General features: G+C 62.4%; 19 protein-coding genes. 8 read left to right on the forward strand and 11 right to left on the reverse strand.

What is annotated here, in order from left to right:
• Positions 1–30: 30 nt before the first annotated feature.
• The 4 genes from betA to betI are packed head-to-tail and all read right to left on the reverse strand — an operon-like array spanning position 31 to position 4,793.
• On the reverse strand, positions 31–1,683 hold the full coding sequence (gene betA, locus NKH57_RS15905; RefSeq protein ID WP_352945331.1) for a choline dehydrogenase: 1,653 nt from the start codon (positions 1,681–1,683) through the stop codon (positions 31–33).
• On the reverse strand, positions 1,676–2,677 hold the full coding sequence (locus NKH57_RS15910) for a threonine/serine dehydratase family protein (protein WP_352945333.1): 1,002 nt from the start codon (positions 2,675–2,677) through the stop codon (positions 1,676–1,678). The genes betA and NKH57_RS15910 overlap by 8 nt, the downstream gene beginning before the upstream one ends.
• Positions 2,677–4,206: a choline-sulfatase gene (betC, locus tag NKH57_RS15915; protein ID WP_352945335.1), complete on the reverse strand. Its 1,530-nt coding sequence runs from the start codon at positions 4,204–4,206 to the stop codon at positions 2,677–2,679. Before betC ends, NKH57_RS15910 begins: the two co-directional genes overlap by 1 nt.
• Complete coding sequence (betI, locus tag NKH57_RS15920) at positions 4,203–4,793, reverse strand: choline-binding transcriptional repressor BetI (protein ID WP_352945337.1); 591 nt, start codon at positions 4,791–4,793, stop codon at positions 4,203–4,205. The genes betC and betI overlap by 4 nt, the downstream gene beginning before the upstream one ends.
• Positions 4,794–4,994: 201 nt before the next feature.
• Here betI and NKH57_RS15925 point away from each other — a divergent pair, with 201 nt between their 5' ends.
• On the forward strand, positions 4,995–6,161 hold the full coding sequence (locus NKH57_RS15925) for an acetyl-CoA acetyltransferase (protein WP_352945339.1): 1,167 nt from the start codon (positions 4,995–4,997) through the stop codon (positions 6,159–6,161).
• 28 nt (positions 6,162–6,189) lie between these two features.
• Positions 6,190–7,194, forward strand: coding sequence for an asparaginase (locus tag NKH57_RS15930; protein WP_352945341.1), 1,005 nt, complete (start codon positions 6,190–6,192; stop codon positions 7,192–7,194).
• A gap of 8 nt (positions 7,195–7,202) precedes the next feature.
• On the opposite strand, the gene NKH57_RS15935 is transcribed toward NKH57_RS15930, so the two are convergent.
• Positions 7,203–8,579 carry a TIGR03808 family TAT-translocated repetitive protein gene (locus NKH57_RS15935; protein ID WP_352945343.1) on the reverse strand — a complete coding sequence of 459 codons (1,377 nt, stop codon included), beginning with the start codon at positions 8,577–8,579 and terminating at the stop codon, positions 7,203–7,205.
• 120 nt (positions 8,580–8,699) lie between these two features.
• Here NKH57_RS15935 and greA point away from each other — a divergent pair, with 120 nt between their 5' ends.
• Positions 8,700–9,173, forward strand: coding sequence for a transcription elongation factor GreA (gene greA, locus NKH57_RS15940; RefSeq protein ID WP_023760505.1), 474 nt, complete (start codon positions 8,700–8,702; stop codon positions 9,171–9,173).
• On the opposite strand, the gene NKH57_RS15945 is transcribed toward greA, so the two are convergent.
• The 4 genes from NKH57_RS15945 to NKH57_RS15960 all read right to left on the reverse strand — a co-directional run bounded on the left by NKH57_RS15945 (position 9,170) and on the right by NKH57_RS15960 (position 13,409).
• The gene (locus tag NKH57_RS15945; RefSeq protein ID WP_352606691.1) at positions 9,170–9,559 is read right to left on the reverse strand and encodes a type II toxin-antitoxin system death-on-curing family toxin; all 390 of its coding nucleotides are present in this window, start codon (positions 9,557–9,559) and stop codon (positions 9,170–9,172) included. The two genes, greA and NKH57_RS15945, sit on opposite strands and share 4 nt — an antisense overlap.
• Complete coding sequence (locus tag NKH57_RS15950) at positions 9,556–9,777, reverse strand: AbrB/MazE/SpoVT family DNA-binding domain-containing protein (RefSeq protein WP_140643466.1); 222 nt, start codon at positions 9,775–9,777, stop codon at positions 9,556–9,558. The genes NKH57_RS15945 and NKH57_RS15950 overlap by 4 nt, the downstream gene beginning before the upstream one ends.
• A 72-nt stretch (positions 9,778–9,849) precedes the next feature.
• Complete coding sequence (gene scpA, locus NKH57_RS15955) at positions 9,850–11,970, reverse strand: methylmalonyl-CoA mutase (protein WP_352945346.1); 2,121 nt, start codon at positions 11,968–11,970, stop codon at positions 9,850–9,852.
• Positions 11,967–13,409 carry a methylmalonyl-CoA mutase subunit beta gene (locus tag NKH57_RS15960; protein WP_352945348.1) on the reverse strand — a complete coding sequence of 481 codons (1,443 nt, stop codon included), beginning with the start codon at positions 13,407–13,409 and terminating at the stop codon, positions 11,967–11,969. The genes scpA and NKH57_RS15960 overlap by 4 nt, the downstream gene beginning before the upstream one ends.
• 332 nt (positions 13,410–13,741) lie before the next feature.
• Here NKH57_RS15960 and NKH57_RS15965 point away from each other — a divergent pair, with 332 nt between their 5' ends.
• Entirely contained in the window at positions 13,742–15,289 is a 1,548-nt protein-coding gene (locus NKH57_RS15965) for a helicase HerA-like C-terminal domain-containing protein (protein WP_352945350.1), read from the forward strand.
• A 36-nt stretch (positions 15,290–15,325) separates the two neighbouring features.
• On the opposite strand, the gene NKH57_RS15970 is transcribed toward NKH57_RS15965, so the two are convergent.
• Positions 15,326–16,150: a L,D-transpeptidase gene (locus NKH57_RS15970; RefSeq protein WP_352606700.1), complete on the reverse strand. Its 825-nt coding sequence runs from the start codon at positions 16,148–16,150 to the stop codon at positions 15,326–15,328.
• A 174-nt stretch (positions 16,151–16,324) separates the two neighbouring features.
• Positions 16,325–16,987: a haloacid dehalogenase type II gene (locus NKH57_RS15975; RefSeq protein WP_352606702.1), complete on the reverse strand. Its 663-nt coding sequence runs from the start codon at positions 16,985–16,987 to the stop codon at positions 16,325–16,327.
• A gap of 155 nt (positions 16,988–17,142) precedes the next feature.
• Here NKH57_RS15975 and NKH57_RS15980 point away from each other — a divergent pair, with 155 nt between their 5' ends.
• The 4 genes from NKH57_RS15980 to NKH57_RS15995 all read left to right on the forward strand — a co-directional run bounded on the left by NKH57_RS15980 (position 17,143) and on the right by NKH57_RS15995 (position 20,438).
• Positions 17,143–18,021: a branched-chain amino acid aminotransferase gene (locus tag NKH57_RS15980; protein ID WP_352945353.1), complete on the forward strand. Its 879-nt coding sequence runs from the start codon at positions 17,143–17,145 to the stop codon at positions 18,019–18,021.
• 107 nt (positions 18,022–18,128) lie between these two features.
• Positions 18,129–18,731 (forward strand): superoxide dismutase, encoded by a 603-nt coding sequence (locus NKH57_RS15985; RefSeq protein WP_352945355.1) that lies wholly within the window; start codon positions 18,129–18,131, stop codon positions 18,729–18,731.
• A 309-nt stretch (positions 18,732–19,040) separates the two neighbouring features.
• Complete coding sequence (locus NKH57_RS15990; protein ID WP_023760494.1) at positions 19,041–19,478, forward strand: c-type cytochrome; 438 nt, start codon at positions 19,041–19,043, stop codon at positions 19,476–19,478.
• A gap of 9 nt (positions 19,479–19,487) precedes the next feature.
• A complete protein-coding gene (locus tag NKH57_RS15995; RefSeq protein ID WP_352945357.1) occupies positions 19,488–20,438 on the forward strand; it encodes a cytochrome c in 951 nt (316 codons plus the stop codon).
• The last annotated feature ends 23 nt before the right edge of the window (positions 20,439–20,461 follow it).

Below are 20,461 nucleotides of genomic sequence, written 5' to 3' on the forward strand. Positions count from 1 at the left end.
GGCAGCTCGATCTGTCGGGTGGATCATGCTCTATCTGTCCGACGCCTGCCAGCGTGGATTGATCCATGGTTCCTGGTTGGACGGCGCCAGCGGCGTGCGGCCAAGGATGTGGTCGGAAGCCTTCTCGCCGGTCATGATCGAAGGCGCATTGAGGTTGCCGTTGGTGACCCGCGGGAAGATCGAGGAATCGGCGACCCGCAAGCCGTCGACACCGATGACCCGGCACTCTGGATCGACCACGCTCATCATGTCGTCGGCGCGGCCCATCTTGCAGGTGCCGCAGGGATGATAGGCGCTCTCGGCGTGGTCGCGAATGAAGACGTCGAGATCATCGTCCGATTGCACTTGGCTGCCCGGCGAGATTTCCTGGCCACGATAGGGATCGAAAGCCGACTGGCCGAAGATTTCGCGCGTCAGCCGGATGCAGTGGCGGAACTCCGTCCAGTCGTCTGGATGCGACATGTAGTTGAAGCGGATCACCGGCTTCGATTTCGGGTCCGGCGAGCGCAGCGTCACCGAGCCGCGCGACTTCGACCGCATCGGCCCGACATGCGCCTGGAAGCCATGCGACTTCGCCGCCGCCTTGCCGTCATAGCGGACCGCGGCCGGAATGAAGTGGTACTGGATATCAGGGTAGTCGACGCCGGCGCGCGAGCGCACGAAGGCGGCAGCCTCGAAATGGTTGGTTGCGCCAAGCCCGGTCTTGAAAAATAGCCATTGCGCGCCGATGCGCGCCTTCGAGAACGGGTTGAGCACTGAATTGAGCGTGATCGGCAGCAAGGATTCCTGCTGGATATAGAGCTCCATGTGGTCCTGCAAATTGCGGCCGACGCCAGGCCGGTCGGCCAGCACTGGAATGCCGTTCTCGCGCAGATGCTCGGCCGGGCCGATGCCCGAAAGCATCAGGATCTTGGGTGAGTTGATCGACGATGCGGCGACGATCACCTCGCGTCGCGCCTTAACGACCTGAACCTGTTTGTGAGCTTCGATCTCGACACCGATGGCGCGTTGATTCTCGATGATCACCCGCCGCGCAAAGCCCTTGACCAGACTCACATTTTTGCGCCCGAGCGCCGGCTTCAGATAGGCCGATGCCGCCGACCAGCGGCGGCCGCCGCTGATGGTTTGCTCCATCGGCCCAAAACCTTCTTGCTTGGAACCGTTGTAGTCGTCGGTCAGTTCGAACCCGGCCTGGCGGCCGGCCTCGACAAAGGCGTCGTAGAGCGGATTGCGGCGCGAACCGCGCTGAACGTGCAGCGGCCCGCCGTGACCGCGCCAGCCATCCTCGCCGCCGTCGGAGTCCTCCATGCGCTTGAAATAGGGGAGCACATCGGCAAACCCCCAGCCGGCCGCACCCTCTTCGGCCCAATGGTCGAAGTCGCGCGCATGGCCGCGCACATAGACCATGCCGTTGATCGAGGACGAGCCGCCGATGACCTTGCCGCGTGGCGTTGCCAGCACGCGGCCGCCGAGATGCGGTTCCGGCTCGCTGGCAAAGCCCCAGTCGTAGAGGCTCATGTTGAGCGGGATCGACAGGGCCGACGGCATCTGGATCAGCGGCCCGATATCGCTGCCGCCGAATTCGATGACGATGACCGAATGCTTGCCGTCCTCCGACAGGCGATAGGCCATGGCCGAGCCGGCCGAGCCGGAGCCGATGATGACGAAATCTGCTTCAAGCATGGTTCATATGCGCCATAAAATCGGCGAGCGAGACATTGCCGCCGGTAGCCACAACAAGGACGGTCTTGTCCTTCACATCCACCTTGCCGCCGAGCAGTGCCGCCAGCGACGCCGCGCCCGACGGTTCGAGCACCAGCTTCATGCGCTCGAAGGCGATCCGCATGGCGCGCCGCACCGAGGAATCATCGACGGTGACGCCGCGAACACCGGCGGTCTTGACCGCCGCGAACGGCGCGTCGCCCGGCCGTCGCGACATCAGCCCATCGCAGATCGACTTCGGCCCGATCGGCATGGTCTCGATGCTGCCATGCGCCAGCGACGCGCCCATGCCATTGAAACCTTCCGGCTCGACGCCGATGATTTCAGTGGCGGGCGACAGATAGTGGAAGGCGAGCGAAACGCCGCCGATCAATCCGCCGCCACCGACCGAGCAGAACAAGACGTCGGCGCTGGCACCCTTGGCCTCAAGCTGGTCGAGCGCTTCGAGGCCGGCACCCGCCTGGCCGGCGACAATCTCCGGATCGTCGAACGGATGCAGCAGGGCCAGACCTTCGGTCTCGGCGATCTCGCGCGCCTTGGTGGCGGCAACCTCTTCTCGCGCGCGCTCGCCATGGTCGGTCAGCACGACGCGGGCACCATAGCCTGCCGTTGCGTCGCGCTTGGCGGCTGGTGCGTCGATCGGCATGACGATGGTGACGGGAATGCCAAGCGCCTGGCCGGCAGCCGCCAGCCCTTGCGCGAAGTTGCCGGAGGAGTAGGCGACGACGCCCTCTTTGGCTTCATCGGGCGAAAGCTGCTTCAGACGCCAGTAGGCGCCACGCACCTTGAACGAGCCTGCCCATTGCAGCGATTCCGGCTTGACGAAAACACGAGCGGCACCGGTTTCTCTGGCTAGTGCCGCGGATTCCAGCAGCGGCGTGATCTGCGTCGCCTGGGAGGTAACGGCATAGGCCTGTCTAAGGTGATCGAGGGAGGGGACGAGCGCTGTTGTCATCATTCGCCCCGCGGATACCTTTTGCTCTCTTCGAGATTGTCGAGGTTCATGTGGTTTCGCATGAACCGCTCCGAAGCCTTCTGAAGGGGCTGGAAATCCCAGGGGTAATAAGCGCCGTTGCGCAGCGCCGGATAGACCACCCAGCGACGCGCCTGGCTTTCGCGCACGGCGGCGTCGAAGCCGGCCATGTCCCAGCGCGCCCGGATCTTGTCCATGAACGCCACCACCAGGCCGGCATGGACGGGATCGTCGGCCAGATTGTTTCGCTCGAGCGGATCGGCTTCGAGATCGAACAGTTGAGGCGGATCGAGCTCGCAATGGACGAATTTGTATCTGCCTTCACGCATTGCAACGAGTGGCGCGGAAGAACCTTCGGCGGCATACTCCATCAAGACAGGTGCGGTGCGCTGCCCGCCATTGGCGAGCGGCAGCAGCGACTGGCCGTCGGTCCACGGCGCGATCGCGGCGATGTCGATGCCGGCGAGGTCGCAAAGCGTCGGTGTCACGTCAAGATTGGAAACCGGCGCCTCGATCAGCCCGGCCGGAACGCCCTTGCCGGCAATCATCAGCGGCACCCGCGCCGAACCCTCGAAGAAGCTCATCTTGAACCACAGGCCCCGCTCGCCGAGCATGTCGCCATGGTCCGAGCAGAACAGGATGATCGTGTCGTCGAGCATATGCGTGCGCTCAAGGACGTCCAGGAGCTCGCCGAGCTTGTCGTCGACATAGGAGATGTTGGCGAAATAGCCGCGCCGCGAACGACGCACCTGCTCTGGCGTGATCTCGAATGAGGGATAGTCGCTGGCGTGGTACAGCCGCCGGGAATGCTCGTCCTGCTCGTCATCCGCGATGAATCCGGTTTCCGGGTCCAGCGCCTGGCAATGCTCATAGAGATCCCAATACTGCTTGCGCGCGACGTAAGGATCGTGCGGGTGCGACAGCGAGACGGTGAGACACCAGGGCCGGTGGTTCGCATCGTCCTGCTCGCGCGAGAGCTGATAGAGCTTTTGCGTGGCGAGGAACACGACCTCGTCGTCATATTCCATCTGGTTGGTCGTCTCGGCGACGCCGGCGCCCGTGACCGAACCAAGATTGTGGTACCACCATTCGATGCGCTCGCCGGGCTTCCGGTAATCCGGTGTCCAGCCGAAATCGGCCGGGTAGATGTCAGTGGTCAGCCGCTCCTCGAAACCGTGTAGCTGATCCGGCCCGACGAAATGCATTTTGCCCGACAGGCAGGTGTAGTAGCCGGCGGCGCGCAGATGATGGGCGAAGGTCGGGATCGATGAGGCGAATTCAGCCGCATTGTCATAGACACCCGTGCGCGACGGCAATTGCCCGCTCATGAACGAGGCACGGCCCGGCGCGCAGAGCGGCGACGCCGTGTAGTTGTTGGCAAAGCGCGCCGAACGTGCGGCCAAGGCTTTCAGGTGCGGTACGTGCAGAAACTCTGCCGGGCCGTCCGGAAACAGGGTCCCGTTGAGCTGATCGACCATGACGATCAGGAAATTGGGTCGCTTCGTTGTCACTGTTTGCGCCGCTCGCCAAGTTTGGTTTCGAGATAGTCTTCGACCAGCGCAATGGCGGTCGCAGCATCAGGCAAGCCGTCCTTCAGCGCCCGCCTGATGTAGAGCCCGTCGATCATCGCCGCCGTCGCTTCGGCGACGCGGTCGGCTTCGGCTCTGGGCAAGATCCCGGTCAGACCGCTCATCAGGTTCGAATGGAGCCGCCGCGCGTAGACCCTGAGCAGCCGGCGCAAGGCTGATGACTTCTGGGCCTCGACATAGAAGGCAAGCCAGGAGGCGATGGTTTGTGGCTGGAACTGAATGTCGGAGAAGTTGACGGCGACTACCGCCGAGACGCGTTCGCGCGCGGTGCCGGCCGAACCAAGGGCGCGCAACGTGTCGGCGGTCAGCTCGGCCAGGATATGGCGCATCGTCGCCAGCAGCAGCTCGTCCTTGGCGCCGAAATAATGATGGGCAAGGGCCGATGAAACGCCGGCGCGCCCGGCAATCTCTGACATGGTCACGTCGAGCGAGCCACGCTCGCCGATCGCCGAGATCGTCGCGTTGATCAGCGCCTTGCGGCGCAGCGGTTCCATTCCGACTTTCGGCATTTCGCTATGTTCCTTTGAAGCAGGATTATTTTTTATTGACGGGTCAATCAACAAAAAAATCGACACTGGTTTCGTTTGTACCAAGCGATTGTCGGCTTGCAGCCCTTCACGAAGCGGGCAGGACTGTTTATCTTTGAACAATAAATGCGAGGTGCGCCTTGAGCCCACATGCTAGGCTGGCGCTAAAGAATGGAGGCCGCCATGACCGCATGCATCGTTGGCTGGGCGCATTCGCGCTTCGGCAAGCTCGAGGGCGAAACGCTCGAAAACCTCATCGTCAAAGTGGCAACGGACGCGCTCGACCATGCCGGCATCGGTCCTGACGAGGTCGACGAGATCGTGCTCGGCCATTTCAACGCCGGTTTTTCGGCGCAGGATTTCACCGCCAGCCTGGTGCTTCAGGCGGACGACCGGCTGCGCTTCAAGCCGGCGACGCGCGTCGAAAACGCTTGCGCCACAGGCTCGGCGGCGGTCCGGCAAGGCATCCGCGCCATCGACGCCAATGCTGCCCGCATCGTGCTGGTGGTCGGCGCCGAGCAGATGACGACGACGCCCGGGCCGGAGATCGGCAAGAACCTGCTCAAGGCCTCCTATCTGCCCGAGGATGGCGACACCCCTGCGGGTTTCGCCGGTGTCTTCGGCAAGATCGCGCAGGCCTATTTCCAGCGCTATGGCGACCAGTCGGACGCACTCGCCATGATCGCCGCCAAGAACCACAAGAACGGTGTCGACAATCCCTATGCGCAGATGCGCAAGGATTTTGGCTATGAGTTCTGCCGCCAGGAAAGCGAAAAGAACCCTTTCGTTGCCGGTCCCCTGAAGCGCACCGACTGCTCGCTGGTCTCCGACGGCGCCGCCGCCCTTGTCCTCGCCGACACCGCGACGGCACTGAAGATGCGCCGCGCCGTTGCCTTCCGCGCCAACGAACATGTGCAGGATTTCCTGCCGATGTCGAAGCGCGACATCCTGACCTTCGAAGGCTGCGAACAGGCTTGGAACCGGGCGCTGAAATCGGCCGGTGTGACGCTCGACGATCTCTCCTTCGTCGAAACGCATGACTGCTTCACCATTGCCGAACTGATCGAATACGAGGCGATGGGTCTGGCCAAGCCGGGAGAGGGCGCCAGACTGGCGCTGGACGGCGCAACGGCCAAGGATGGCCGCCTGCCGGTCAATCCGTCCGGCGGGTTGAAGGCCAAGGGCCACCCGATCGGCGCCACAGGCGTGTCGATGCATGTGCTGACTGCCATGCAGCTTGTCGGCGAAGCCGGCGGCATTCAGGTGCCCGGCGCAAAACTTGGCGGTATCTTCAATATGGGCGGTGCGGCGGTCGCCAACTACGTTTCAATATTGGACCGGATCAGATAGAAGCAGCCCGTATTTTTGCGGGGTAGCCATGACAAATCCGGTTCTGATCGAAGTCTTGCGCGGCGCGATCGTCGAGAGCGCGCATCGTGGCGCGGTCGCAGTCTTCGATGCCGACGGCAAGCCGGTCTGGGAAATCGGCGATACGGCCAAGCCGGTGTTCCCGCGCTCAGCGGTCAAGGCGATTCAGGCATTGCCGCTGGTCGAAAGCGGCGCGGCCGACGCCTATGGCTTCGGCAACCGCGAACTGGCGCTCGCCTGCGCGTCCCATTCGGGCGAGCCGGCGCATGTCGAACTGGCGCGATCGATGCTGGCCAAGGCCGGGCTGGACCGCTCGGCACTTGAATGCGGCACGCATTGGCCGTCCAATCATGACGCCGAGATCGCACTCGCCCGCGCTGGCGGCTCGCCAAATGCATTGCATAACAATTGCTCCGGCAAGCATTCCGGCTTCCTCTGCACATGCGTCCACGCCGGCATTGCGCACCGCGGCTATGTCAAGCCGGGGCACGGCCTGCAGGAGATGGTGCGAGACGCCATGCAGGCGGTGACGGGCGCTGTCCATGGCGCGGACGAGCGGGCGACCGATGGCTGCTCGATCCCGACCTATGCGGTGCCGCTCCGGAGCTTCGCGCTTGGCTTTGCCCGCATGGCAACGACAAATGGTTTTGGTCCCGAGCGAGCCAAGGCCGCGAAGCGTCTGCTGGCTGCCTGCATGGCCGAGCCGTTCTTCGTTGCCGGCACCGGCCGCGAAGACGTCGCGCTGATGGAGGCCGCACCAGGGCGGATTTTTACGAAAGGCGGCGCCGAAGGCGTCTATTGTGCCGCAATTCCGGAACTTGGTCTCGGCATTGCACTCAAATGCGATGATGGCGCCGGCCGCGCCGGCGAAGCCATGGTTGCCGCCGTTCTTGCCAAACTGCTGCGCGCCGACGAGGCCCTGGCGTCAAAGCTGAGCGCACTGGCAAAGGTGCCCATCAAAAGCCGGAACGGTGCCAAGGTCGGGGCGCTGAGGCCCACCGGGGCCTTGAATTAAACCGGCCCTCAACTGACGTGATTGCGCTCGACGGTCAGATGCGCATATCCGCTATCGTTTGACGAGGTGAGATCGCCTGTCGCCGGCTCGGCCCAGCGCTGGCCAACAACGGCGCCGTTCAGCGCGCTGTCGATGACATTGTCTGAAATGACCGCTGTGCCGGCGCCCTCAACCACCGACACGACGATGCCGGTTCCAACCTTGCGGATGATGTTGCCGGTGGCGACGACGTTGCGCAGATACGGCCCCCAGCCGATCTGCATGCCGTAGAGCGGCGCGTTCTCGATGACGTTGTTGGAAACGGTCGTGTCGGCCTCGACGCCAATGCCGACGCCGAATCCAGGCGAGTCGGCGGGGTAGGGACCACTGGTCGACAGATTGCGCACGATGTTGCCAGAGCAGACGCCCATCCGCCCGCCTTCGTTGAAATTCACGATCGAGATGCCGTTGGCGGCTCCATCGACGATGTTGTTGCTGATGACGGCGCCTTCGAACGAGAACTCGGAGTAAACGGCTGTTTCGCCGGAACGCGAGCAGGTATTGCCCGATATCTGCAGATTGCTGGCGCTGTTGGCGCGGATCGCCGAGAAGGCGCAGTCGGAGACGATATTGCCTGAAATGACTACATTGCCGGCCCGGAAAGCATTGATGCCATTGCCGTTCTGACCGGTCCCGCCGCTGCGTGCCTGGATCCGTTCGACGCGGTTGCCGGTCACTATGGTGCCGTCTTCCGCCACCTGCCAGCGGTGCACGAGAATGCCGCCATTGGCGCAGTCGGAGACTGTGTTGCCGGTGATCGCCAGCCCGCCGGCTTCGACCGAATAGATGCCGGCATCGGCAGCCCCCGATATCTCCGAGCGTTCGACACGCCCCGTCGCGTGTTCCAGCGCCAGTGCGTTCTTGCCGCTGCCGGTGATCTGGCAATTGTCGATGACCAGATGCGCGACCCGGCGCAGATCGAGCAGCCCTTGCGCATGATCGCCCATCGAGCGGTTTGCGCCGTCGAAGACCAGCCCGCCGAGTTCGATATGGTCGGCCTGCTCGGCCATGAACAGGTGACCGTCGCCGCCATAGACGATGCGCGTTGCGCCCGGCACGCCGGAAAGACGCACGCGGCTAGGCAGCGAGAGGTTGGATACGACATAGGTGCCCGGCGGCAGGAACACCGGCATGTCGCGATCGTTTGCGTCGCGCAGCAGCTTGGCGAAGGCCTTGCTCTGATCGTCGAGGGTGCCGGGCTGCACGCCAAGTTCCGTGGCATTGATCGAACCGCGCATAGAGGCTTTCTCGATGCCAGTCAGGCTGGCGGCGGCCGCCTTGCCAAGCGAGAGGCCGACGACGGCAAAGCCGGCGGTTCCGATCAGCAGCGTTCGTCTGTTCAACATCGGCACAGGTCCTGGCTTTTGACCCTTGCACCGCAGGAATCGTGCCAGCCGGTCCGCCTCTCCGGTCGAGGGCAACGACATTCGCTTGTCGAGCAGCCTTTCCGCGCCTAAGTTCAGGGAATGAGCAGAGCTTTCACTCGCGAGGAAGACAGCGAAAACGCCATTGCCGGCGTCGGTGAGCGACCGATCAGCCACCACCGCAATCTGGTGACGGAGCGCGGCCTGGCGCAGATCGAGGACAATCTTTCCGATTTGCGCGATATACTGGCGAAAGCCGAAAGGAAGGCAGACCGCGAGCGCATCGCGTTGGTGTCACGCGACCTACGCTACTGGACCGCCCGGCGTGAAAGCGCCGAACTCTCCGTGCCGGAACCGGGCAGCGACCTTGTACGCTTCGGCATGGGCGTCACGCTTGAGGGCGATGACGGCAGGAAGGTGCACTGGAAAATCGTCGGCGAGGATGAGGCGGATCCGGCAAAGGGCACGATTTCGCACGTATCGCCGATGGCCGTCGCTCTGTTCGGCAAGAAAGTCGGCGACGTAGCCGTGGTCAACGGCAAGGAATGGGAAATCGTCAAGCTTTCCGACAGCTAGTCTTCGAGCTTGACGACATGGTCCCGGAAGAACGCTGCAGCGCCCGCTTCATCGATTTCGCCTGAAGCGACTGCCATGACGAATTCGTAGAGTGTGCCGTTATCGGCTGTCAGGACATGGCCGTTCACAATCAAAAATGCGCCGGCGGCCACGATGGCGGTACGCTTGTTGCCGTCGACAAAGGCATGATTCCGGGCAATACCAAAGACATAGGCGGCAGCGAGATCCTCGATCGCCGGATCCCCATAGTTCGCCTTATTTTCATCGCGTGAAAGCGCTGATTCGAGAGCGTTCTCGTCTCTCAAACCTTGTGCCCCGCCATGCCTGCGCAACTGCTCGGCATGCATCGCTTCGACCGCGCGTCGGGTCAGGAACTCCCAGTTCATTCCGCGAGCTTCTGAAGAGCGACCTTGTATTTGTCCATGACCTTGCGAGCAGCTTCCATCTGCCGTTCGAAACTGTCGTCCACCGGCTCAAGAGCAATACCCTTGTCCGTTTCGACGATCTGAAGCTGATCGCCTGCCTTCATGTTCAGACGATCGAGCAGCTCCTTGGGCAGGATCACGCCTTCGGAATTACCGATCTTGCGAATGGTCGTGTTCATGATGGGTCATCCTGTTGCAATCTCGATTATAACGCAATCGCCCGTGTTGCAACAGTTATTATAACAAGGCTATCAAGCGGAAAGCAGCCGGTCCAGCAAGCGATCCGCTGCTTCCGGAATGACCGTGCCCGGCGGGAATATCTCAGCCGCGCCTGCTTTCAGCACCGCGTCATAGTCCTGTGGAGGGATGACACCGCCGACGACGATCAGCATGTCGCCGCGGCCGAGCTTCTTCAGCGAGTCGTGTAGCTCGGGGATCAGCGTCAGATGCCCTGCAGCCAGCGACGAGGCGCCGACGATGTGGACGTCCTGTGCGACCGCCAGCCTGGCGATCTCATCGGGTGTCTGGAACATCGCTCCGACGGTGACGTCGAAGCCGAGATCGGCGAAGGCCGTGGCGATAACCTTCTGCCCACGATCGTGGCCGTCCTGTCCCATCTTGGCGACGAGTATACGCGGCTTGCCCCCAGTTCTCTTCTCGAAGGCCTCAAGCTTCTCCTGCAGCCCGTCGACAACGGGATGATCGCCAAGGGCTTTGCGATAGACGCCAGAAATGGTCTGCACCGTAGCGACATGGCGCCCAAAGGCTCTTTCCAACGCGAATGAAATCTCGCCTACCGTGGCATTGGCTCGCGCGGCCCGGATGGCGAACTCCAGCAGGTTTTCGTTGCCCCGTGCGGCACGGGTCAGCGCATCGAGTGCGGTTTCGACGGCGGCGACGTCGCGCGTGCCCTTCAGACGTTGCAACTTCGACAATTGCCTGGCCCTGACCTCGGCATTGTCGATCTTCAGCACGTCGACCTCCATGTCCTTCTTGGGACGATAGGCATTGACGCCAACCAGCATCTGTTCGCCGGAATCGATGCGTGCCTGCGTGCGCGCTGCCGCTTCCTCTATGCGCAGCTTGGGAATGCCCTGTTCGGTCGCGGCGGCCCTGCCGCCGCGCGCCTCGACCTCCTCGATGTGGGCAAGCGCGCGGGCCGCCAGGTCATGCGTCAGCCGTTCGAGATAGGCCGAGCCGCCCCATGGATCGATAACGCGTGTCGTGCCGGATTCCTTTTGCAGAATGAGCTGCGTGTTGCGGGCTATCCGTGCCGAGTGGTCGGTCGGCAGCGCCATCGCCTCGTCGAAGGAATTGGTGTGCAGCGACTGTGTATGTCCCTGCGTCGCCGCCATCGCCTCGATCATGGTGCGTATGATGTTGTTGTAGGGATCCTGCGCCGTCAGCGACCAGCCCGAAGTCTGGCAATGGGTGCGCAGCGACAGCGAGCGCTCGTCCTTGGGCAAGAAATTCTTCTTCATCAGGGTCGCCCACAGCAGGCGCGCAGCCCGCAGTTTGGCGACTTCCATAAAGAAGTTCATGCCGATCGCCCAGAAGAAGGACAGACGCGGCGCGAAGCGGTCGATATCGAGGCCCGCTGCAACGCCGGCGCGGGCATATTCGATGCCGTCGGCGATCGTGTAGGCAAGCTCCAGGTCGGCTGTCGCGCCGGCCTCCTGCATGTGATAGCCGGAGATCGATATCGAATTGAACTTCGGCATGTTCTTCGACGTGTAGGAGAAGATGTCCGAAACGATCCGCATCGAGGGTTTCGGCGGATAGATATAGGTGTTGCGGACCATGAACTCCTTCAGGATGTCGTTCTGAATGGTTCCGGCAAGATCCTTCTGCGCAACGCCCTGTTCTTCCGCCGCGACGATGTAGAGCGCCATGATCGGCAGCACGGCGCCGTTCATCGTCATCGACACCGTCATCTCGCCGAGCGGAATGCCGTCGAACAGTTGCCGCATGTCGAGGATGGAATCGATGGCTACCCCCGCCATGCCGACGTCACCGGCAACGCGTGGATGGTCGCTGTCATAGCCGCGATGCGTGGCAAGATCGAAGGCGACCGACAGCCCCTTCTGGCCGGCGGCAAGATTGCGCCGGTAAAAGGCGTTGGACTCCTCGGCCGTCGAGAAGCCGGCATATTGCCGGATGGTCCAGGGCTGCTGGATATACATGGTCGGGTAGGGGCCGCGCACGAAGGGCGGCAGGCCCGGATAGGTGTCGAGATGCGGCAACCCCTTGAGGTCGCTTTGATTGTACAGATGCTTGGCGACAAGTCCTTCCGGCGTCGTCCGCTGGCCTTTGACCTCGACGGGTGCGCGGGGTGGCGGGACCCAACCGATCTGGCTGAAATCGGGGATCAAGAGGCGGCTCCGATGGATTGGTCGATGCGGACCGGAAACAGCGGCTCACAGATGGCAACGCCTTCGGTGAAGGCAGGCCGCCGTTCCGCTGCCAGCGTCTCGACCGGACGTTCACCTTTCAGCGGGTAGAGCGTGGTGCCGATGATGACCCGCTCGCCTGCCTGGTAGGCCGCATTGCGCTGCGCTGCCGCGGCGTGAACTCGCTTCTGGATATGTCCGTCCCGAAGGCTGGACAGGATGCCGCCCTCGGCCTCGATTGTTTGCAATTGCGCCCAGGCCATCTCGCAGAGTTCGTTGGTCAGCGCTTCGACCGCGCCGGAACCATAGGCAGGATCGGCGACATGATCGATATGGCTTTCATTCGCCATGATCAGCTGCGTGTTGCGGGCGACACGTCGGGCAAACCCCGCCGGCAAGCCATGCGCGATCGTGTGCGGCAGGATCGAGATCGAATCGGCGCCTCCGGACGCCGCGGCAAAGCAGGCGATTGTGGTGCGCAGGATGTTGGTCTCCGGATCCATCGCTGTCATCATCCGAAACGACGTCTCGGCATGGATGTTGGCCGTGGAATTGGGGATCGAGCAGGTCTCCTGCACCCGCGCCCAGAGCCTGCGCAGCGCCCGCACCTTGGCCATAGACAGCAACTGATCCTGGTCGACGCTCAGCGCAAAGCCGATATGGGGCGCGGCATAGACAAGCGGCTGCCGCGCCGTCTCGAACATTCTGAGATAGGATATCGCCGAAGCCAGCATGATGCCAAGCTCCTGCGCTTCCGTCGCACCGGCATTGTGGAACACACGTCCGTCCGCTTCCAGCAGCACGCCCGGAACGCCCATCGAGAAGAAATGCGCCAGCGACTGCGGCATCGAAGCCTGCAACGCCTCGATCGACATGCGCAGCCGGCCGGTTCCGGCGAAGATCGCCGCCGGATCGATGCCGAAGGAGAGGTTGAGTTTTGCCGGGTCTGACCGGCGCTTGCTCAGGAACGCCACCAGCCAGTCGGCCACGGCGCGGCTCCAGGGATGGGCGTCGATGCGAACCTGGACGCGGTTGAGCGGTACGCCGTCCAATACCGTCTCCAGGGCTTCCGCCGCTCTCGGCAGGCCGTAGCCGAACGCGTTCGGCGCCCCTTCGAAGACAAGTGACAATCCCGTGGCGCCTTGCGCTACGTCGTCCAGAGCCTGGGTTCTGGCGCGCTCGATATCCGGATCGTCGATGCGCTGGCTGACGATCCACGGCGATTTCGGGTTTGCGCGCACGGTCGGTTCTGCCGCTGTGCTGCGATCGTAGAGCGGTTCGATGCGGATGTTGTCGTCGGTATGCGAGACCAGCTTCTCTTCGAAGGATGCGCCGGCGAGTGCCTTTTCCGCCAAGGCTCGCCATCGCTGGCGCTCGGCGTTCTCTGGTTCGACATCCCTGGTCAGGGCTTCGGCGGCCATCCGTCTTCCTCGCTTTATGCGCCCGCACCAGCCTGGAGCGGTTCAGTCTACGGTCCTCGGTTCGATATCGCAATCCAATGCGTTTTCAGCGGCCGAATTCGATCCAAAAGATATAGGTCGGCCCACGTGCACGAACCATGAACGATTGCCAAACACCGGCAAAATCCGCAAGCTTCAAAAAATCGATTGGAGGGTTCCCGCGATTGAACGATTGCCACGACTTGGACGAATGGTTCCAACTTGAACGAATGGCATTGTCGCTGTGCAACGGCCTGACTATACCTGCGGCAAGGCACTGGCTTTGAACACATCAGTTTGCGGAGACCGGACATATGGCTGACGACACCAGTATTTTCATCGGCGCCAGCCGCAAGCCCGACGACAGCTATCAGCGTGCCGAGCAGTTGTTGCTGCAATATGGCAATCGTCATGGCCTGGTGACCGGCGCCACCGGTACCGGCAAGACCGTCACCTTGCAGATCCTGGCCGAAGGTTTTTCCAACGCCGGCGTGCCGGTGTTCTGCGCCGACATCAAGGGTGACCTGTCCGGCATCGCGATGATGGGTACGGCGCAGGATTTTCTCGTCAAGCGGGCCGAACAGGTCAAGCTCGACCCCTATGACTTCCAGGAATTCCCCGTCATTTTCTGGGATCTATTCGGCGAACAGGGTCATCCTATCCGCGCCACGGTTTCGGAAATGGGGCCGTTGCTTCTGTCGCGCCTGATGAACCTGACCGAGGCGCAGGAAGGGATCATGAACATCGCCTTCCGCCTGGCGGACGAGGAAGGCCTGCTGCTGCTCGATATGAAGGATCTGCAGGCGCTTTTGGCCAACATCGCCGAGCGCGCCGAGGAGATCGGCTCGCGTTACGGCAATGTGACGAAGCCATCGGTCGGGGCTATCCAGCGAACGCTGCTGGTCCTGGAGCAGCAGGGCGCGGCAAACTTCTTCGGCGAGCCGGCACTGCGCATCGCCGACATCATGCGCACCACCCGCGACGGGCGCGGCGCCATCAGCGTGCTTGCCGCCGACAAGCTGATGATGAATCCACGGCTTTACGCGACCTTCCTGTTGTGGCTGATGTCGGAACTGTTCGAGGTGCTGCCGGAAGTCGGCGATCCGGACAAGCCGAAGCTGGTGTTCTTCTTCGACGAGGCGCATCTTCTGTTCGACGAAGCACCCAAAGTGCTGATCGATCGCGTCGAGCAAGTGGTCCGGCTGATCCGCTCGAAAGGCGTCGGCGTCTATTTCGTCACGCAAAACCCTTTGGATATCCCTGAAAAGGTTCTCGCCCAGCTCGGCAATCGCGTACAACACGCGCTGCGCGCCTATACGCCGCGCGAGCAGCAGGCGGTGAAGACGGCAGCCGAGACGTTCCGGCCTAATCCAGATTTCGATTGCATGACCGCCATCACTCAGCTCGCCACAGGCGAGGCGCTGGTCTCGACGCTGGAAGCCAAGGGGGTTCCGTCGATGGTGCAGCGGACACTGATACGCCCGCCATCGTCGCGGCTTGGGCCCATCACGGTGGCCGAGCGCCAGAAGCTGATCCAGGAAAGCCCGGTCGCCGGCCAGTACGATCAGGTCATCGATCGCGAATCGGCCTTCGAGATGCTGCAAAAAAAGGCCAAGGATGCGCAGGATGCCGAGGAGCAGGCGCAGCAGGCCGGCAGCGGTCGCTCGCGCTGGACGATTCCGGGCTTCGGCAACGACGAGTCCGCGCCGCAATCCGATGGCAGGCGCTCGCCTGCACCGCGCCCGTCCAACCGCCAGACGGTGGCCGAGGCGGCGATCAAGTCGGTGGTTCGATCCGTCGGCTCGTCAGTCGGTCGGGCAATCGTTCGCGGCATCCTGGGCAGCCTGTCGCGGGGGCGTTAGGACCGGAGGCAGCGGCGTTGCCCGCCGCCCGTCGGATCAGAAGATCGAGTTGGTGATCTCTTTCAGAGGCCCGAGCAGGATCGATCCTTCCGGCACGCCGGCGTCGATCGGGATTGCCCGGCGATTCGCAGTCGCCACCACTGGCTGGCTGGCATCGCTGGTGACGACAACTGGTGTCTTCGAGGGCACGCGATCATAGAGATCGATGATATCCTGGTTCATCAGGCGTACGCAGCCTGACGAGACGGACTTGCCGATCGACCGCCATTCCGGCGAGCCGTGCAGGCGGTAAAGCGTGTCCACGTTGCCCTGGAAGAGATAGAGCGCGCGTGCGCCGAGCGGGTTCTTCAACCCGCCGGGCATGCCGCCATTTTCGGCGCTGTATGGTTTCAATTCCGGCTGCCGGGCAATCATTTCATCCGGCGGCGTCCATTTCGGCCACTTCTGCTTCCACTGGACGACGGCATCGCCGGACCATTCGAAACCGGCGCGGCCTAGGCCGACACCATAACGGATTGCCTGGCCCCCCGGGCGAACCAGGTAGAGGAAATGGCCGGTGGTATCGACGACGATCGTTCCCGGCTTCTGGCCGGTCGGATCGGGAACGATCTGGCGCAGGAACTGCGGATCGATCCTGTCGAACGGGATCGCCGGCAAATCGAAGCCGCCATCACTGACCGCGCCGTACATTGTCACATAGTCGGCTAGCGGCGGCTCGACATAGGCTGGCGGCGGTGGCTCGACCGGCCCCGGTCCGGTGGTCGCGCATGCGGAAACCGCGATCGAAGCAGCGCCTAAGGCTGCGGCGTTGAGAAAGCCGCGACGGCTCAGGCGATAGGATTCGATTTCGATTTTGGACATGTTTGCCTTCTTTAAGTCTCAAATCGCAACAAAGCGTCAATGCGCCGATCGCTGCGCGGGTGCCTGACAACACCTGGGGCGATAGGCAGTTCCGATTCTGGCCGGAAGGTGGACAAACCAAGGCGAAGCTGTGACTGCGTTGCCACTGTGGCGACAGGGACACATGCGCGCGTCTCAGCTGCCTGGAACCAAAGCTTCGAGCGACGGCAGGATCAGGGTCGGTGGCAAGTCCCGGTACTCTTCCGGCTGGTCGGAGCGATTGATCCAGACCGTGCGAAAACCGAATTTGGTGGCGCCTGCGATATCCCAGCGATTGGAGGACTGGAAGGAAACCGCGCCCGGGTAGAGGCGCCAGCCGGTCGCGACCATGTCATAGACCGCCGGATCGGTCTTGAAGCGCTGGACCGCGTCGACGGAATAGATGTCGTCCAGGACCTGGTCGAGCGCGGCGGACTTGACCGCTGCCTGGAGCATTTCGGGTGAGCCATTGGACAGGATCGCCAGCCTCGCTCCCGAAGCCTTGAGCGCCTTGAGCACGGCCGGCACTTCCGGATAGCAATCCAGCCGCCAGTAGGCATCCAGCAAGATCGCCTTGAGGCTGGGATCGGCCGAGGGAACCTTGCGCAGGGCGAAATCGAGCGCCTGTTCGGTCAACTGCCAGAAATCGGCATAGGCACCCATAAGCGAGCGCACCCAGGAATATTCGAGTTGCTTGGCACGCCAGATCTCGGACAACAATTGACCGTCCGGCCCGATCCGATCGGCATGACGGCGTACGGCGGCATGCACGTCGAACAGCGTGCCATAGGCGTCGAAGACATAGGCGGCGTATTGCATGAAGACAGTTTTGAGGGCAGGCGCAACAAGGTGCAAGCTTTGATTGCACGGCGCCCCGTCGCTGGCCTCAACAAAACTATTCGATGCCGGTTGACGGCGCCCGCCAAAGCATCTTCCAATGGCTCACACGAGACCGATTGAGGCGGGACAACACGATGACACTGGCGGCTGCGGCGCAATCCACGACATGGACTTTCGTCGATGGTGATTGGCACGAGGGCAATGTCGCCATTCTGGGGCCGCGAAGCCACGCGATGTGGCTCGGCACCAGCGTGTTCGACGGAGGCCGCTGGTTCGAAGGCGTCGCCCCGGACCTCGAGCTTCATGCCGCCAGGGTGAATTCTTCGGCGATTGCACTCGGCCTCAAGCCGTCGATGAGCGCCGACAAGATCGTCGGGCTGACATGGGATGGGTTGAAGAAGTTCGACGGCAGGACGGCGGTCTACATCAGGCCGATGTACTGGGCCGAGCATGGCGGCTACATGGGCGTGCCGGCCGATCCCGCCTCGACCCGCTTCTGCCTTTGCCTCTATGAGTCGCCCATGATCCCGCCGACCGGCTTTTCGGTGACCGTGTCGCCATTCCGGCGCCCGACCATCGAAACCATGCCGACCAATGCCAAGGCCGGCTGCCTCTACCCCAACAACGGCCGTGCCATTCTAGAAGCCAAGATGCGCGGCTTCGACAATGCAATGGTGCTCGACATGCTGGGCAACGTCGCCGAAACCGGAACCTCGAACATCTTCCTGGTCAAGGACGGCCATGTGCTGACGCCGGCGCCGAATGGCACCTTCCTGTCCGGCATCACCCGCTCGCGCACGATGACGCTGCTTGGCGAATATGGCTTCAAGACCACCGAAAAGACGCTGTCGGTGCGCGACTTCCTCGAAGCGGACGAGATCTTCTCGACCGGAAATCATTCCAAGGTGGTGCCGATCACGCGTATCGAGGACCGCAATCTGCAGCCGGGGCCGGTGGCCAAGAAGGCGCGCGAACTCTATTGGGAATGGGCGCATTCGACTTCCGCCGCCTGAGCGGATAAAAAGGCGATCGGCGCTCCATTCCGGAGTTGCCCCAACCCATTCCAGACCTATCTTAGTCCGGTATCGACACCGGATTTTTCCACGAGGGAGTACTGTCCATGGCTTTTGAATTGCCCGCTCTGCCCTACGACTATGAGGCCTTGCAGCCTTACATGTCGAAAGAGACGCTGGAATATCACCACGACAAGCACCACAAGGCGTATGTCGACAACGGCAACAAACTCGCTGCCGAGGCCGGCCTGGGCGATCTGTCGGTCGAAGAGGTGGTCAAGCAGTCGTTCGGCAAGAATGCCGGTCTCTTCAACAATGCCGCTCAGCACTACAACCACATCCATTTCTGGAAGTGGATGAAGAAGGGCGGCGGCGGCAACAAGCTGCCCGGCGCCCTGCAGAACGCGTTCGATAGCGACCTCGGTGGCTACGACAAGTTCAAGGCCGACTTCATTGCCGCCGGCACGACGCAGTTCGGCTCCGGCTGGGCCTGGGTTTCAGTCAAGGACGGCAAGCTGGCGATCTCAAAGACGCCGAATGGCGAGAACCCGCTCGTCCATGGCGCGTCTCCGATCCTCGGCGTCGATGTCTGGGAGCACTCCTATTACATCGATTATCGCAACGCCCGGCCGAAATATCTCGAGGCGTTCGTCGACAGCCTGATCAACTGGGATCACGTGCTGGAACTGTACGAAAAGGCTCGCGCGTAACCCCGAAAATCGGATTCGATTTTCAAAAAAGGATCATGCGCAAAATCAAAGTGTTGCAGCGTCCTTTGCACGCCTGAGAAGGCGCGCGGATGGCCTGATCGATCCCCAGAAAGACCCGGCAATCTGAACTGACCCCCGAAAGTTGGAGATCAACCTTCGGGGGTTTTCACATCCCGAGGGCCCTTCTTTTGCGGGGTCGCGGCCCCTGGCGATCAGGTTCGGCAAAAACGTCCGCGACGAGGGGAATATTCCACTCGCCGCATCCGTTAACGTCCTGTCCTGAAAAGCCTTCATCACGGAGCCAAATGAATGAGAAAGCTTGTTATCGCCATCTCTATGCTTGCACTCGCGGCATCGGCGGCGTTTGCCGACCCGATACTTGATCGCCAGGGTTTGATGAAGGAGCGTGGAAAGATCGCCGGCGGCCTCGCGAAAGTGGTCAAGGGCGAGGAGCCGTTTGATGCGGCGGCCGTGCTGACACAACTTCAGGCGCTGCAGGCGAATGCCGAGAAATTCGATGCCGATGTGCTGTTCCCGGCAGGCAGCGATACTGGCGACACGACAGCGGCGCCGAAGATCTGGGAAGACATGGCCGGTTTCAAGTCGACCGAGGACAAATATCTCGCCGACATCAAGGCAGCGACCGCGACCGCTCCCGCCGACATCGATACGCTGAAGACGCAGTTTGACGCGATCACTTCCAATTGCGGCACCTGCCACAAGACCTATCGGGTGAAAAAGAGCTGATAGCGGGCGATGCCCTGGCTGAGAAAACCCGTCGGCGCCCTGGTCATTCTGGGAGCAGTCGGCGCGGTCGCCGGGTGGCTGCTGTCGGCGCCGGTGAGGCTCGACGGTGAGACGCTGGCCAAGCTGGGGCCCGGCGACGCGGTCAAGGGCAAGCGCATCTTTTATGCCGGCGGTTGTACTTCCTGCCACGCAAAACCGGGCTCGCAAGGGGATGCCCGGCTTCAACTCGTGGGTGGTCTCGCACTCAAGACGCCGTTCGGAACCTTCGTACCGCCCAACATTTCGCAAGATCCCAAGGACGGCATCGGCGCCTGGTCGGTCGAGGACCTCGCCAACGCCATGCTGAAGGGCGTCTCGCCCTCGGGCGAGCATTTCTATCCGGCATTTCCCTATGCATCCTACGCGCGCATGAACCCGGCTGACATTGCCGACCTCTACGCCTTCCTGAAGACGTTGCCTGCCGTCGCCGGCAAGGCGCCCGCGAATTCGCTCGGTTTCCCTTTCAACATTCGTCGCGGTATCGGCCTGTGGAAACTGCTCTACCTCCGTGACCAGCCTGTCGTTGCATTTCCCGACGGTACGGCTGGCCCGGTGATGGCCGGCCGCTACTTGGTCGAGGGGCCAGGCCACTGCGGCGAATGTCACACGCCGCGCGACTTTGCCGGCGGCACGAAAAAGAGCGAGTGGCTGGCCGGCGCCGTGGCTGCCGAAGGCAAGGGCGTCGTGCCCAACATCACATCGGGGGAGGGCGGCATTGGCGATTGGTCGGGAGCCGACATCGCCAACTATCTCGAAACCGGCTTCACGCCTGACTTCGATTCCGTTGGCGGCGCCATGGTCGACGTGCAGCGCAACATTGCCCAACTAACGGCGGAGGACCGTGCGGCGATCGCCGCCTATCTCAAGGCAATCCCGCCGCATCCAAATGGCTATCCGGCGCGCAAGAAGACGGCGAACTGAACTGATGCATGTCGCTCAACGTG

The organism is Mesorhizobium sp. M1050, assembly GCF_040318715.1.
GTDB lineage: Bacteria > Pseudomonadota > Alphaproteobacteria > Rhizobiales > Rhizobiaceae > Mesorhizobium.